Here is a 13682-nt window from a genome sequence, read left to right on the forward strand (position 1 = left end):
TCCAACACACGAACAGCATGCGATCCGTTTCCAGAGCTGCAGTCGTTGCGATCATTGCACTCGCAATCGGTGCAGGGGCGATCTACGGGTTTCGTTCGCGCGAAATCTCCCTGCCGGTCCTGAAACCGCAGATGAATGTCGAGGTGCGGGTGTTCGGGATCGGCACGGTCGAAGCGCAAGTGGTGTCCAAGGTCGGCTTTCATCTGGCGGGAAAGATCAGGGCCATCAGCGCCGATCAGGGCGATGTCGTCAAATCCGGCGCCCTGCTCGCAAAGCTCGACGACGACTCCCAGCGTGCCAAGCTGACGAAGAGCGAAGCCAGCGTCCGCCAGGCCGCGGCCACCCTGCTCAAGTCGCAGGCGCAACGCGACCGCGCCGAGGTCTCGTATCAGCAGAAGAAGAACGTCAATGCCCGCCGCCAGACTCTGGTCGGGCGCGGCGCCGTCTCGCAGGAGGCCGCCGAGGATGCGCAGACCGCAGAAGACATCGCGCGCGGCGATCTGCGGCTCGCAGACGCCGAAGTCGCCGTTTCCAGGGTGCTGCAGGATGACGCCGAGGCGCAGCGCAGGATCGAGGCAGTGCTGGTGAATCAGCACGAATTGCGCGCACCATTCGATGCGCGCGTAATCGCGCGTCACAAGGAGCTTGGCTCGGTCGTGAATGCGGGCGAAGCGGTTTTCACCCTGATCGAACCGGATTCGATCTGGATACGCGCCTTCATCGACGAAACCTCGGCCGGCGGATTGCAACTGGGCCAGAAGGCAAAGGTTCGGTTACGCTCCGAGCCCCTCAATACCTTCGATACCGAGGTCGTGCGCATCGACCAGGAGAATGATCGCGTCACCGAGGAGCGCCGCGTCTATCTGCGCTGCCGGCAATGCGGGCCGCAGCATCAGATTCGCTTCCTTGGCGAACAGGCGGAAGTTGAGATCGTCAAGGGCGTGATTGCATCCGGCCACTTCATTCCCTTGAAATTCGTCGAGCAGTATGACGGCCGATCCGGCATCATCTGGCTTATTCAGGACAACCGGCTGACCAGACGGCAGGTGGAGTTCGGGGACCGTCTGCTTGACGGCCGCATCCGGATCGCGAGTGACATCCCTCCCGGCGCGGCCATCGTCGCCAGCGATCCCGCCGGACTGCGTGAGGGACGCGCGGCGAAAGCGAAAAACGCAGCGGAGCAAGGCCGGTGAATCTTGCGCTGCGCGACATTCGGCACAATCTTGGGCGCTTCCTGCTTACCTGTCTGGGCTTGAGCCTGCTGCTGGGCATCGTGCTCGCCATGGTGGGCATCTATCGCGGCCTGATCGAGGAATCACTCGGATTGCTGCGTGCCGCGAAGGCCGATGTCTGGATCGTGGAAGGTGGCACGCGCGGGCCGTTCGCGGAGGCGTCCCGCCTGCCGGCGGACACCCGCGAAATCATCGCGGCACAATGGGGCGTGGCCGCCGCGGGCACCGTCGCATATCAGAACGCAGAGTTGCAGCATCGCGGAACCAGCCGCCGCCTGATGATCGTCGGCTCGGAAATCGGCCGCATCGGCGGCCCGCCGCATATCATCGAGGGCAGGCCGATCACCCGCAACCGCTACGAGGCGGTCGCGGATATCGGCGCGAACCTGTCGATCGGCGAGCAGATCCGGCTTGGCCGCGACACATTCACGATCGTCGGGCTCACCCGCAGGCTCGTAGCCTCGGGTGGCGATCCGGTCGTGTTCGTGACGCTCCACGATGCCCAGAAACTGCAATTCGATCTGACTCCTGCCGCCGCCCGGCGCGAGATCGCCAGAACCCCCGGCCAGTCCGGAACCATCGACACCGCCAACGCCGTGCTCGTGCAATTGCTGCCGGGCGTTACGCCGGCTCAGTTCGCGAACGAAGTGATCCGCTGGAAGCACCTCGGCGCGCTGACGCAGGATCAGCAGGAATCCATTCTGTCGCAATCCGTGATCGATCGGGCACGCCGGCAGATCGGATTGTTCACCAGTCTGCTGCTCGTCGTATCGACCGTCATCATCGGCCTCATCATCTACACCATGACCATCGACAAGACGAAGTCGATCGCCACCCTCAAGCTGATCGGCGCACCGGACAGCCGGATCGTCGGCTTGATCGTGCAGCAGGCGCTCGCCATGGGCGCCATCAGCTTTGCGACCGGAGCGGCATTGATCAACGCCGCGCAAGGTCACTTCCCGCGCCGCGTGGTTCTGGAGCCGGCCGACGCGGCGACGCTGTTCGGCATCGTCATCGTCGTGTGCCTGATCGCAAGTGCGCTTGGCGTGCGCACGGCAATGAAGATCGATCCCGCTTCGGCGCTTGCGGGCTGACGCCATGCCCGCGGTGGTCGAGATCAGAAGCATTTCGAAGCATTTCGGCGAAGGCGCGGCTCGTGTCGACGCGCTGCGCGACGTCTCGCTCGACATTCACGCCGGTACGGTGGTCGGCCTGCGCGGCCCGAGCGGATCGGGCAAGAGCACTTTGCTGAACGTGATCGGCTGCATCATCGAGGCCAATTCCGGCCGCATGTCTCTGAATGGCGAACTCGTTTACGACCGGAAATGGCTGCGGCGGGACTTGCGGCGGCTGCGGCTGGAGAAGATCGGCTTCATCTTCCAGGCGCACAACCTCCTGCCCTTTCTGAACGCCTGGGAGAATGTTGCGGTGGCGCTTGTCCTTGCCGGCGCAAGCCGGCACGAGGCACACAAACGCGCAATGGAACTGCTCACCTATCTCGGCGTCGAGAAGCGCAGCGAAGCGATGCCGGGCCAGTTGTCGGGAGGCGAAGCACAGCGCATTGCAATCGCGCGCGCGCTCGCCAACGACCCGCGGATCATTCTCGCGGACGAGCCGACCGCAGCGCTCGACTCCCAGCGTGCCGGTACGGTCATGGAGCTATTGCGCAAGGTCGCGCAGGAAAAGCAATCCGCGGTGATCGTCGTCACGCATGACGAGAAGATTTTCGACCGCTTCGACCAAATATACACGCTGCGCGACGGCGCGCTCGAGAATCCGCAGACACTTGCGGCCTGATCGGCGGCATCAGCAACGCATCCAGGCCGCCAGCGCCTCCGTCACGGGTTGCGGCCGTTCCAGCGTGGATAGATGCCCGCAATCCGGCACCACGACGAGTTTGCCGCCGGGAATGAGGCCGGCCATCTCCTCGGACAAGGCGGGCGGCGTCAATTGATCGCCGTCGCCCACCAGCACCAGCGTCGGACAGGTGATCGCCGGAAGTCCCGGGCGCGAATCCGGACGCGTCATGATTGCGGTCTGCTGGCGCGCGAAGGCCTCGGCACCGGCCATCAGCGTCATGTCGCCGGCAATCGTCTTCAGGGCCGTGTCCCCCTGGCGTTCCTTGTGAACCAGCACCGGCCACAACATCGCGTTGATCTCGTCGAGCTTGCCGGCCTTGGCCAGCGCGATCGAAGCCTTGCGCTTCTCGGCGGCTTCGGGCGTGTCGCTGCGCGATCCTGTGTCGAGCAGCGCCAGCTTCGCCACCCGCTCGGGCGCGATCCGCATGATCGCAAGCGCGATATAGCCGCCCATGGACAGTCCCGCGAGCGCGAAGCGGCGCGGTGCCTCGTCGAGAATCTGGCGTGCGATCGCGTCCATGCTGTCGGCGCGCCGGTGGTCGGCGACCGTGACCGGACCGAAGGTCCACAATACGGGCATCTGCTCGGTATAGAGGCGGGCCGTGCATCCGAGACCCGGGATCAGCAATATCGGCAGGCTGGCAGCACTTGTCATGTCATCGTCCCGTCATCGCGTGAAAGCCAAAAACGCTTGTATTTATTTAACTTAACGGCCCTTGAAGGATTGACTTTCAGGCCCCGGGGCCTATGTTCCCGAACAACGGTCAGACAGACAGATTCGACCGCCCCTCGCGCAAAATGTCATGCTTTGTGGTCCGGCGCGAACCCATTGATGGGCGGCGCCGTTCAGAGGTTCTATGTCCTTTTCCCAACTCGGCTTGTCCGACAAGGTTTTGGCCGCCGTCCAGGCCGCCGGTTACACCAGCCCCACCCCGATCCAGTCCGAAGCCATTCCGCATGTGCTGGCACGGCGCGACGTGCTTGGCATCGCGCAGACCGGCACCGGCAAGACCGCGGCCTTCACCCTGCCGATGATCACGATGCTCGAGAGCGGCCGCGCGCGGGCGCGCATGCCGCGCACACTGATCCTCGAGCCGACCCGAGAACTCGCCGCCCAGGTGCAGGAAAGCTTCGAGAAATACGGCGCCGGCCAGAAACTCAATGTCGCGCTGATCATCGGCGGCGTGTCATTCGACGATCAGGACGCCAAGCTCACGCGCGGCGTCGATGTGCTGATCGCGACGCCCGGACGCCTGCTCGACCATTTCGAGCGCGGACGCCTGCTGCTCACCGGCGTCGAATTGCTGGTGATCGACGAGGCCGACCGCATGCTCGACATGGGCTTCATTCCCGACATCGAGCGCATCTGCAAGCTCGTTCCCTTCACCCGCCAGACCCTGTTCTTTACCGCCACGATGCCCACGGAAATCCGGCGTATCACGGAGCAATTCCTCTCGAACCCGGTCAAGGTCGAAACGTCGCGTCCCGCCACCGCCGCGACCACGATCACGCAGCAATTGGTCAGGAGCGGCCGCGACCCGCATGACAAGCGAGAGACGCTTCGTCAGCTGATCCGGAACACCACCGAGAATTTCAAGAACGCCATCGTGTTCTGCAACCGCAAGCGCGAGGTTGCGTTGCTGCACCGCTCGCTGGTGAAACACGGCTTCAACGCGGTCGCTTTGCACGGCGATCTGGAGCAGCCGGCGCGCATGGCCGCTCTCGACAAATTCCGCAAGGGCGAGGCGGATCTGCTGATCGCCTCCGACGTCGCTGCGCGCGGCCTCGACATTCCGGACGTCAGTCATGTGCTGAACTTCGACGTACCGTTCCATCCGGACGATTATGTCCACCGCATCGGCCGCACCGGCCGCGCCGGCAAGACCGGCACCGCATACACGATTGTCACGCCCGCTGACCAGAAAGCGGTCGCCGCGATCGAAAAACTGATTGGGCAGCCAATTCCGGTTGCCGCCGAAACCGGCAGGCCGGAACCTGCGGTCGCGCCGCGGGAGGCCCGGCCCGAGGAACGGCCGCGCGCGCGCCATCGCGATGAACGCCGTACCGGTTCCAAGGGTCCTGCACCGGTCGCCCGGCTGGATCAGTCCCGGCGGCGGCCCCAACCGGTGCAGGACTCCGAGCCCGATCATTCCCACCTCCCGGCCTTCCTGCTGCGCCCGGTCCGCGTGAAAGCCTGACACCGATGGCGGCCTTTTTGTGTGTCGAACGCGAAAAGCCGTTTGGGTTTGGGCTGTTAGCCCTCGACTCCCCGTCGTCGTTTACGCCTCATTCATTGCTGTAGAATAGGGTCCGGTTCCATTGGTTAGAGCCGCCGCGGGGGTCGGGGCGGCCGAAATTTGATTGCGTGGATTTCGGGGGGCCGGATGGCGACCAGCAGCGACGAACACCGCCGAACCATGGCGTTCGCGGAAATCGCTCTTGGCCAGATCAAGGCGCTGCGCCAGCCTGCGACACCCCGCCATTTCGAAGTCTGGTACTGCTACGCAACCGGCTACCACCCCACCCTGAACGAGACCATCAACGAGATTCTGTCGCGCTGCGGTTCGCTGTCCGACGCCGAGATCGACCGGCTCTACGACACCTATCTGTCACCGACACGTCTCAGCGATCGAATCGACAAGGTCGGCGATCGGGTGATGGACGAGATCGAGCAGGTGATGGCGATGGTGGACGCCGCCGTCGGCTCCGCGAACAATTGTTCGGAGAGCCTCGCGGGCGTTTCGCGCAACCTTCCGGGCGCGGATCGGGAGGGCTTGCGCGGGATCGTGGAAAGCCTGGTCCAGACCGCGAAGGAAATGGAGACGGTCAATCAGAAGCTGGAAGAACGTCTCTCGGCCTCCAAACGCGAAATCAACGAGCTTCAGGAAAATCTCGAAGTCGTCCGCACCGAGAGCCTGACCGATCCCCTGACCTCGCTCGCCAACCGGAAATATTTCGACCAGGCGCTGGCCGAAGCGATCTCGGAAGCGATTTCCGACAACGAGACGATGTCGTTGCTGATGACCGATATCGATCATTTCAAGACCTTCAACGATACCTATGGCCACCTCACCGGCGATCAGGTGCTGCGGCTAGTCGCGCTCTCGGTGAAGCAGAACGTGAAGGGCCAGGACATCGCGGCACGCTATGGCGGGGAAGAATTCGCGATCATCCTGCCGAACACGGTGCTGCGCTCGGCGGTGACGGTCGCCGATCACATCCGCCGCGCCGTCATGAGCAAGGAATTGATGAAGCGCTCGACCGGCGAGCATCTCGGCCGCATCACGATCTCGATCGGGGTTGCGACGCTGCGTCCTGGCGACAGCGCGCAGTCGCTGATCGGGCGTGCGGATTCCTGTCTGTATGCCGCCAAGCGCGCCGGCCGCAACCGCGTGATCTGCGAAGCCGATCCCGAAATGTCGATGGCACCGGCGACCGCAGTCGCCTGACGCTCAGCGCCTCCGCCTGCTCGCATGCCGCTTCGTCGGGGCGGCTTTCCTTGTCGACCTGGTTTTTGACCCGCGACCGCGCTGTGCCGCGGCATGAGCACGGGCCGCCCAGTGCGCGAGCTGGTCCGGATCGTCGTACAGGCGTTCCGGCATTTTCCGGTAGGACATCACTGCGCGCTTGCCATTCCTGGCCTGATACGAGAACGGCGGCAGCGCCTCGCGCTCGAAATCGGACTCGTTGCACTCGTCGACCTTGAGATAGATCGCGGCGTCCGCGACAAGTGCGAACATCACGCCGTCCGCATATACGCCCGCGCCGCCGAACAACCGCCGCACCGTGACGGGACCGAAGGACGCAAACAGGTCGCGAATGTGTTCGGCGTCCAGCATCGTCATTTGCGCGCAAGGGGCCGCGCGTGCGACGCCCACAAGAAGGACGGCTCCCGGCTCTATCGCGCGCCGGCTTCCTCGCCCTGAGCCGGCGTCAGCTGCACCGACTCCCCGCAGCCGCAGGCCGAGGTCTGGTTGGGATTGTTGAACACGAACTGCGAGGACAGCTTGTCGATCCTGTAGTCCATCTCGGTCCCGAGCAGAAACAGCACCGCCTTGGGATCGATCAGGAGGCGAACGCCCTTGTCCTCGACAACTTCGTCATTGGCCGCGACCTCGCCGGCATATTCCATGGTGTAGGCCATGCCCGCGCAGCCGCCATTGCGGACGCCGACGCGCAGGCCCGCAATCGGACGCTCCGACGTCGCCATCAGTTCCCTGATGCGGTCGGCGGCGGCTTCAGTGAGCCGCATCACCTGCGGGCGGGGCCGTGCGGTCGCCATTGCCATTCTCCTCTTGCCGGATTCAAGGTCCGGCAGCGGACTCAAGTATATCCTTAAAATAACAACGAAAACCGGCCTGTGAAGCCCCGCGGACTGGATTTGCTCCAGGTCCCGTGTCCCTCAATAGATCGCCCAGAGCCCAGGGGTCGCGAGTTCCAGCAGATGACCATCCGGGTCCCGGAAATAGATGCTGCGGCCGCCACGCGGCCAGTCGGTCCGCCCCTCAATCGCGGTGCCATGCTCGCCGAGGCGCTGCTCCCAGGCTGCGAGATCGTCGGTGGCGATGCCGAACGCCATGTGCAGCCGGCCGTGTCCGTCGTGAGGCGGGATGGTGCCGCCGGGCAGCTGGACGGTTTCGAGTGTCGCCCCGCGCAGGAACAGGAGGAGCACGGAGGTCCCACCGACATCATAGGCGCGAAAGCGGGAATCCTCGCTGAGCGCCCGCAATCCGAGAACCTGCTCGTAGAAAGCCGCTGCCCGTTGGAGATCGTCGACATAGAGCGCGGTCTCGAGCACGCGGTCGAGCTTTGGCACCGCGCGGATCACCACATGTTCAGGACAAGCCGCGCCTCGTCCGACATCCGGCTCGGATCCCACGGCGGATCCCAGACGATTTCCACCGTGACCGGGCCAACTCCGGCGACGCTCGCGACCGCATTCTCCACCATCATCGGCAGTTCGGCCGCGGCCGGACAATTGGGCGTGGTCAGCGTCATGTCGACATTGACGGCGCGGTCGTCCTTGATGTCGACCTTGTAGATCAGGCCAAGCTCGTAAATATCGGCCGGGATTTCCGGGTCATAGACAGTCTTCAGGGCGGCCACGATATCGTCGGTCAGACGCGCGATCTCCTCCTGCGGCAGTGCGGATTCCTGAGCAGGCGCGGTCGCCTCGGGCTTCTGGTCGTCGGACTTGATGTCGCTCATGCAAGATCCTGGGTCATGCGAAGAAATCCTGCGCCTTGATGAGGGCGGTCGCAAGGCTGTCGACCTCGTCCCTGGTGTTATAGAGCCCGAACGAGGCCCGGCAGGTGGCGGTCACGCCGATGCGGTTCAACAGCGGCATCACGCAATGGGTTCCAGCCCGCACCGCAACCCCCGACCGGTCGATAATGGTCGCAACGTCATGCGGGTGCGCGCCCCGCATTTCGAATGAGACCACCGCGCCCTTCTCCCGGGCCTGTCCGATAATCTTCAGCGAGTTGATCTCGCGCAGCCGGTCATGGGCGTAGCGGATCAGCCCGTCCTCATGGGCCCTGATGCGGTCCTTGCCGATGGAATTCACGTACTCGATCGCGGCGCCGAGCCCGATCGCCTGAACGATCGGCGGGGTTCCGGCTTCGAATTTGTGTGGTGGATCGCCATAGGTGACGCGATCCTCGAACACGTCGCGGATCATCTCGCCGCCGCCATTGAAGGGCGGCATGGCTTCCAGATGCTGATACTTCGCCCACAGCACGCCGATGCCCGAGGGACCGTAAATCTTGTGGCCGGTGAAGACATAGAAGTCGCAGCCGATATCCCGCACGTCGATCGGCATATGCACCGCCGCCTGACTGCCGTCGACCAGCACCGGAATGCCCCGCGCATGCGCGATGCGAACCACTTCCTTCACCGGAACATAGGTGCCGAGCGCGTTCGACATATGCGTGATCGCGACCATTTTCGTTCGCGGCGTCAGCAGCTTCTCGAATTCGTCGATCAGGAAATTGCCGTCATCGTCGATCGGCGCCCATTTGATCACGGCGCCCTGTCGCTCGCGCAGGAAATGCCACGGCACGATGTTGGAATGGTGCTCCATGATCGAGAGCACGATCTCGTCGCCTTCCTTGATCCGCTCGCGGCCGAAAGTATAGGCGACGAGATTGATCGCCTCGGTGGCGTTACGGGTGAAGATGACTTCTTCTTTCTTCGGCGCATTCAGGAATTTCGCAACAATCTCGCGCGCGCCCTCGTATCCTTCGGTCGCGGCATTGGCGAGATAGTGAAGGCCGCGATGCACATTGGCGTATTCATGGGTGTAGGCATGCTGGATGCGATCGAGCACCGCTTGCGGCTTTTGCGCCGAGGCGGCGTTGTCGAGATACACCAGCGGCTTGCCGTAGACCTGCATCGAAAGCGCCGGAAAGTCCTCGCGAATGCGGGCGACGTCGTAGGAACCGTTGGTCACTGCTGGATGCATTATTTCAAGCCCTAACCACACACGCTCGTCCCAGCGAAAGCGCGGACGCGGATTCCGGATTCCCGCCTTCGCGGGAATGAGCGGGGTTCTTGGTCACGCCCTCGCCTTCAGCCACGCCCGCGCGACATCCATCAGCGCCTCGCGCACGGCTTCGCTCTCGACCGCCTCAACCGCTTCGCCGATAAAGGCCTCGACCATCAGCGCCTCGGCTTCCTTCTGCGGGATGCCGCGCGCCTTCAGATAGAACAGGAGATCGTCGTCGAGCGCGCCCGCGGTCGCGCCATGGCCGCACACCACGTCGTCGGCGAAGATTTCCAGTTCGGGCTTGGCGTCGGCCTCGGCGTCATCGGACAGCAGCAGCGCATGCGTCGCCATCTTGGCATCGGTCTTCTGCGCATGCGGCTGCACGATAATTTTGCCTTGAAAGACCGAACGACTCTCGCCGTCCAGCACCGCCTTGAACAATTCGCGGCTCTCGCAATGGCCGACGGCATGATCGACCACGAGCGTATTGTCGGTGTGCTGATGATCCTTGAGCAAGGTCGCGCCGCGGATGCCGGCGTGAGTCTCCGCGCCATTCAGCCGCATTGCGATCTGATTGCGGGTGACCGCGCCGCCGGCGGTGAAGGTGAAATCGTTCAGACGGGCGTTCGAGCCGAGCTCCGTGACCAGGGTTGCAATGTGGAGCATGCGGTCGCCCTCGCGCGCGACCTTCACGTGATCGAGCCTGCCCTCATCCCCGATCGACACGTCGAACGCATGGTTGGCCTGGTGATCGACGCCATCGGCGCTCTCGTGGCTCTCGAAAATCGCAGCCGACGCTCCCTTCCCCACACTCAGGAGCGAACGCGTGAAGACCGAGACCGGCCTCACCGGGGTCGTGACAAAGACCAGATGGATCGGACGCGCGATCTGAGCCCCATCCGCCACCCGGACCACGGCGCCATCGCCCATCATCGCGGTGTTTAGCGCGAAGGCCGGATCATCGGCGAGCGGCAGCGTTCGGCCGACACGCTCGACCACGCTCGCCTCGCCCTTCGACAGCGCCTCGGCCAGCGAGCCGATCGACAGGCCGGGCTCAAGCGCCGCAAGATCGGACAGGTCGGCTGCGAACGCGCCATCCACGATGACGATGCGGCGCGGCTTCGCCCCCGCGAGAAACGATCCGGCCGACCCGGCCTGTTTCCTCGCCGCCGCATCCGGCGGAGGCGCCAGCGGCTTGGCATCGCGCATCAGCGCGCGCAGGTCGGTGTATTTCCACTCCTCGACCCGGCGATGCGGCAAGCCCTTCGCCTCGAAAGTGTGGAAGGCGCTGTCGCGCAGCGACTTCACGGCGGCCGCACCCGGCAGCGTGGCACGCGCGCCGGCAAAGGCCTCGGCGAGGCCCTGTTCGGCTGCGGTCTTGATGACTTTCAGTTCGGCCATGATATCACGCCTCGATCAGACCAAGGCGCTTCTCCACGCGGTCCAAACGAATATCGATGCGGTCAACTCGGACCGAAAGATTGGCCACTTGCACCTCAAGATTTCCGAGCCTTTGAATGATCTCCAACTGCCTCTCATTCATCGTCGAGAGCTGATCACGCATCAACCGCAGATGTTCCAGCACGAGGTTTTCGGTCTCGGTCATTTCGCTTACGCCGCCTCTTCGACATATTGCGCATAGCCCTTCTCCTCGAGCTCCAGCGCCAGTTCCTTGCCGCCGGTGCGAACGATGCGGCCCTTCGACAGCACATGCACGACGTCGGGCACGATATAGTCGAGCAGCCGCTGATAATGCGTGATGACGATGAAGGAGCGCTCCGGCGAGCGCAGCGCGTTGACGCCATCCGCCACGATCTTGAGCGCGTCGATATCGAGCCCGGAATCGGTCTCGTCGAGCACCGCGAGCCGCGGCTGCAGCATCGCCATTTGCAGAATCTCGTTGCGCTTCTTCTCGCCGCCCGAGAAGCCGACATTGACCGCGCGCCGCAGCATGTCCTGGCTGATGCCGAGTTCGCCCGCGGCCTGCCTGACACGCTTCATGAAGTCGGGCGTCGACAATTCGGCCTCGCCGCGCGCCTTGCGCTGCGCGTTCACAGCGGTGCGCAGGAACGTCATGGTGGCAACGCCCGGAATCTCGATCGGATACTGGAAGGCGAGAAACAGCCCCTTCGCCGCCCGCTCGTCCGGCTCCATCCCGGCGATGTCCTCGCCGTCGAACAGGACTTCGCCTTCGGTGATCTCGTAGCCGGACTTGCCGGCGAGCACATAGGACAGGGTCGATTTGCCCGACCCGTTCGGGCCCATGATGGCGTGCACCTGCCCCTTCTCGACCGTCAGGTCGAGGCCGTTCAGGATTTTCTTGCCGCCGACTTCGACGTGCAGGTTTTTCACTTCCAGCAGTGGCATTGGTTTCAATCCAGTCAGTCGTCGAGCGTGACGATATCGTCGATCAGCTCGCTCAGTGTTCGTTTGTTGCCGCCGCCGGCATCGACCGCGTTGGTCGAGGGGACGGCGACGTTGTCGGTCACCCGGAAGGCGTCGGGGCCATCCCTGCGCACCACCAGAAAGCGGCTGCCGCCCTTGATGATGAGGTCGTCATTCTCGCGATAGACCTCGACATCGGGGAAATGCTCGGTCACGCAGTCGACGAGGTCGCCCGCGGGCTTGCTTCCGGCGAGGCAGGCGGTGGCGGCGCTTCGGAAGGCGGTGGTCATATTGTCGCTCAATCTACAAGTTGCAGCCGCTTCTCGATCCGGTCGAGACGGACCTTGATCGACGCAATATCGCCGTGGTCGTGCTCCTGGATGGTCACGACCCCCGAAAGATGCTGGCGCATCGCGGTCATCTCGGCGCTCATCGTCTGCATGCCGTCGGCCATGCGTGCGATGCCGCCGCGAATGGCGCGAAGATGCTCCAGCACGATGTTGTCCGGCTCCGTCATCCGACGCTCCCCTCGAGCGAGATCGAGATCAGCTTCTGCGCCTCCACCGCGAATTCCATCGGCAGTTGCTGCAGCACGTCTTTCACGAAGCCGTTGACCACAAGCGCGGTCGCCTCCTCCGCCGACAGCCCGCGCTGGCGGCAATAGAACAGCATGTCCTCGGAAATCTTCGAGGTGGTCGCCTCGTGCTCGAACACCGTCGAGGAATTCTTGGCCTCCAGATACGGCACGGTATGCGCGCCGCATTTGTCGCCGACCAGAAGCGAGTCGCAATTGGTGAAGTTGCGCGCACCGGTCGCCTTGTGATGAGCCGTGACAAGGCCGCGATAGGTGTTCTGGGAACGCCCCGCCGAGATGCCCTTGGAGATGATCCGGCTGGTCGTGTTCTTGCCGAGATGGATCATCTTGGTGCCGGAATCGACCTGCTGCATGCCGTTCGAGATCGCGATCGAGTAAAATTCTCCTCGGGAATTGTCGCCACGCAGGATGCAGCTCGGATATTTCCAGGTGATGGCCGAACCGGTCTCGACCTGGGTCCAGGAGATCTTCGAATTCTTGCCGCGGCAATCGCCACGCTTGGTGACGAAATTGTAGATGCCGCCGCGGCCTTCCGAATCGCCCGGATACCAGTTCTGAACGGTCGAATACTTGATTTCGGCATCGTCGTGGGCCACGAGTTCGACCACCGCGGCGTGCAACTGGTTCTCGTCGCGCATCGGCGCGGTGCAGCCTTCGAGATAGCTGACATAGGAGCCCTTGTCGGCGATGATCAGCGTGCGCTCGAACTGGCCGGTATTCTTCTCGTTGATGCGGAAATAGGTCGACAGCTCCATCGGGCAGCGCACGCCCGGCGGCACGTAGACGAACGAGCCATCGGAAAACACCGCCGAATTCAGCGTCGCATAGAAATTGTCGGTCACCGGCACGACGCTGCCGATGTACTTGCGGACCAGATCCGGGTGCTCGCGCAGCGCCTCCGAAATCGGCATGAAGATCACGCCGGCTTTCTTCAGTTCGGCCTGGAAGGTGGTCGCGACCGAGACCGAGTCGAACACGGCGTCGACCGCGACGCGGCGCTCGCCTTCCGGCCGGACCACACCCGCCAGCATTTCCTGCTCGCGCAGCGGACTGCCAAGCTTCTCGGAGGTCGCCAGGATTTCCGGATCGACCTCGTCCAGCGACGTCAGCTGCGGACGCGTCGG

17 protein-coding genes are annotated in these 13682 nt (G+C 63.7%); 5 read left to right on the top strand and 12 right to left on the bottom strand.

Going from position 1 to position 13682, the window contains the following annotated elements; all coding sequences use genetic code 11:
* Positions 1-17 precede the first annotated feature (17 nt).
* The 3 genes from AB7F49_RS13995 to AB7F49_RS14005 are packed head-to-tail and all read left to right on the top strand — an operon-like array spanning position 18 to position 3029.
* A complete protein-coding gene (locus tag AB7F49_RS13995) occupies positions 18-1193 on the top strand; it encodes an efflux RND transporter periplasmic adaptor subunit (protein WP_428523285.1) in 1176 nt (391 codons plus the stop codon).
* Positions 1190-2326: an ABC transporter permease gene (locus AB7F49_RS14000; protein ID WP_428523287.1), complete on the top strand. Its 1137-nt coding sequence runs from the start codon at positions 1190-1192 to the stop codon at positions 2324-2326. Before AB7F49_RS13995 ends, AB7F49_RS14000 begins: the two co-directional genes overlap by 4 nt.
* A gap of 4 nt (positions 2327-2330) precedes the next feature.
* Positions 2331-3029: an ABC transporter ATP-binding protein gene (locus AB7F49_RS14005; RefSeq protein ID WP_428523289.1), complete on the top strand. Its 699-nt coding sequence runs from the start codon at positions 2331-2333 to the stop codon at positions 3027-3029.
* A gap of 9 nt (positions 3030-3038) precedes the next feature.
* Here the strand turns inward: AB7F49_RS14005 and AB7F49_RS14010 are convergent, their stop codons facing one another.
* Positions 3039-3746: an alpha/beta fold hydrolase gene (locus AB7F49_RS14010; RefSeq protein WP_428523291.1), complete on the bottom strand. Its 708-nt coding sequence runs from the start codon at positions 3744-3746 to the stop codon at positions 3039-3041.
* Positions 3747-3948: 202 nt separating this feature from the next.
* Here AB7F49_RS14010 and AB7F49_RS14015 point away from each other — a divergent pair, with 202 nt between their 5' ends.
* The gene (locus AB7F49_RS14015) at positions 3949-5289 is read left to right on the top strand and encodes a DEAD/DEAH box helicase (RefSeq protein WP_428523293.1); all 1341 of its coding nucleotides are present in this window, start codon (positions 3949-3951) and stop codon (positions 5287-5289) included.
* A gap of 186 nt (positions 5290-5475) precedes the next feature.
* On the top strand, positions 5476-6540 hold the full coding sequence (locus AB7F49_RS14020; RefSeq protein WP_428523295.1) for a GGDEF domain-containing protein: 1065 nt from the start codon (positions 5476-5478) through the stop codon (positions 6538-6540).
* Positions 6541-6543: 3 nt separating this feature from the next.
* Here AB7F49_RS14020 and AB7F49_RS14025 read toward each other — a convergent pair whose 3' ends face one another.
* From AB7F49_RS14025 to sufB, 11 genes are all read right to left on the bottom strand, one after another.
* Positions 6544-6930, bottom strand: coding sequence for a TfoX/Sxy family protein (locus AB7F49_RS14025; protein WP_428523297.1), 387 nt, complete (start codon positions 6928-6930; stop codon positions 6544-6546).
* Positions 6931-6989: 59 nt separating this feature from the next.
* Positions 6990-7373 (bottom strand): HesB/IscA family protein, encoded by a 384-nt coding sequence (locus AB7F49_RS14030; protein WP_428523299.1) that lies wholly within the window; start codon positions 7371-7373, stop codon positions 6990-6992.
* A gap of 120 nt (positions 7374-7493) precedes the next feature.
* Positions 7494-7916, bottom strand: a complete 423-nt coding sequence (locus tag AB7F49_RS14035; protein WP_428523321.1) for a VOC family protein — start codon at positions 7914-7916, stop codon at positions 7494-7496.
* Positions 7916-8299 carry an SUF system Fe-S cluster assembly protein gene (locus AB7F49_RS14040; RefSeq protein WP_428523301.1) on the bottom strand — a complete coding sequence of 128 codons (384 nt, stop codon included), beginning with the start codon at positions 8297-8299 and terminating at the stop codon, positions 7916-7918. The genes AB7F49_RS14035 and AB7F49_RS14040 overlap by 1 nt, the downstream gene beginning before the upstream one ends.
* Before the next feature lie 13 nt (positions 8300-8312).
* Complete coding sequence (locus AB7F49_RS14045; RefSeq protein WP_428523303.1) at positions 8313-9554, bottom strand: cysteine desulfurase; 1242 nt, start codon at positions 9552-9554, stop codon at positions 8313-8315.
* Between the two features lie 93 nt (positions 9555-9647).
* Complete coding sequence (sufD, locus tag AB7F49_RS14050) at positions 9648-10979, bottom strand: Fe-S cluster assembly protein SufD (protein WP_428523305.1); 1332 nt, start codon at positions 10977-10979, stop codon at positions 9648-9650.
* A 4-nt stretch (positions 10980-10983) separates the two neighbouring features.
* A complete protein-coding gene (locus tag AB7F49_RS14055; RefSeq protein WP_428523307.1) occupies positions 10984-11184 on the bottom strand; it encodes a hypothetical protein in 201 nt (66 codons plus the stop codon).
* A 5-nt stretch (positions 11185-11189) separates the two neighbouring features.
* On the bottom strand, positions 11190-11945 hold the full coding sequence (gene sufC / locus AB7F49_RS14060) for a Fe-S cluster assembly ATPase SufC (RefSeq protein ID WP_428523308.1): 756 nt from the start codon (positions 11943-11945) through the stop codon (positions 11190-11192).
* A 14-nt stretch (positions 11946-11959) separates the two neighbouring features.
* Positions 11960-12253, bottom strand: a complete 294-nt coding sequence (locus tag AB7F49_RS14065; RefSeq protein WP_428523310.1) for a hypothetical protein — start codon at positions 12251-12253, stop codon at positions 11960-11962.
* Positions 12254-12261: 8 nt separating this feature from the next.
* Entirely contained in the window at positions 12262-12480 is a 219-nt protein-coding gene (locus AB7F49_RS14070; RefSeq protein ID WP_428523312.1) for a hypothetical protein, read from the bottom strand.
* Positions 12477-13682: Fe-S cluster assembly protein SufB (gene sufB, locus AB7F49_RS14075; RefSeq protein ID WP_428523314.1), on the bottom strand; the 1206-nt coding region annotated here is incomplete at its 5' end. The genes AB7F49_RS14070 and sufB, both read right to left, overlap by 4 nt.

This window comes from Pseudorhodoplanes sp., from assembly GCF_050250235.1.
In the GTDB taxonomy this organism is placed as follows: Bacteria; Pseudomonadota; Alphaproteobacteria; order Rhizobiales; family Xanthobacteraceae; genus Pseudorhodoplanes.

Coding starts and splice junctions, on each gene's coding strand:
- AB7F49_RS13995 (WP_428523285.1), top strand. CDS start 18: ATGCGATCCGTTTCCAGAGCTGCAGTCGTTGCGATCATTGCACTCGCA.
- AB7F49_RS14005 (WP_428523289.1), top strand. CDS start 2,331: ATGCCCGCGGTGGTCGAGATCAGAAGCATTTCGAAGCATTTCGGCGAA.
- AB7F49_RS14010 (WP_428523291.1), bottom strand. CDS start 3,746: ATGACAAGTGCTGCCAGCCTGCCGATATTGCTGATCCCGGGTCTCGGA.
- AB7F49_RS14015 (WP_428523293.1), top strand. CDS start 3,949: ATGTCCTTTTCCCAACTCGGCTTGTCCGACAAGGTTTTGGCCGCCGTC.
- AB7F49_RS14020 (WP_428523295.1), top strand. CDS start 5,476: ATGGCGACCAGCAGCGACGAACACCGCCGAACCATGGCGTTCGCGGAA.
- AB7F49_RS14025 (WP_428523297.1), bottom strand. CDS start 6,930: ATGCTGGACGCCGAACACATTCGCGACCTGTTTGCGTCCTTCGGTCCC.
- AB7F49_RS14030 (WP_428523299.1), bottom strand. CDS start 7,373: ATGGCGACCGCACGGCCCCGCCCGCAGGTGATGCGGCTCACTGAAGCC.
- AB7F49_RS14040 (WP_428523301.1), bottom strand. CDS start 8,299: ATGAGCGACATCAAGTCCGACGACCAGAAGCCCGAGGCGACCGCGCCT.
- AB7F49_RS14045 (WP_428523303.1), bottom strand. CDS start 9,554: ATGCATCCAGCAGTGACCAACGGTTCCTACGACGTCGCCCGCATTCGC.
- sufD (WP_428523305.1), bottom strand. CDS start 10,979: ATGGCCGAACTGAAAGTCATCAAGACCGCAGCCGAACAGGGCCTCGCC.
- AB7F49_RS14055 (WP_428523307.1), bottom strand. CDS start 11,184: ATGACCGAGACCGAAAACCTCGTGCTGGAACATCTGCGGTTGATGCGT.
- sufC (WP_428523308.1), bottom strand. CDS start 11,945: ATGCCACTGCTGGAAGTGAAAAACCTGCACGTCGAAGTCGGCGGCAAG.
- AB7F49_RS14065 (WP_428523310.1), bottom strand. CDS start 12,253: ATGACCACCGCCTTCCGAAGCGCCGCCACCGCCTGCCTCGCCGGAAGC.
- AB7F49_RS14070 (WP_428523312.1), bottom strand. CDS start 12,480: ATGACGGAGCCGGACAACATCGTGCTGGAGCATCTTCGCGCCATTCGC.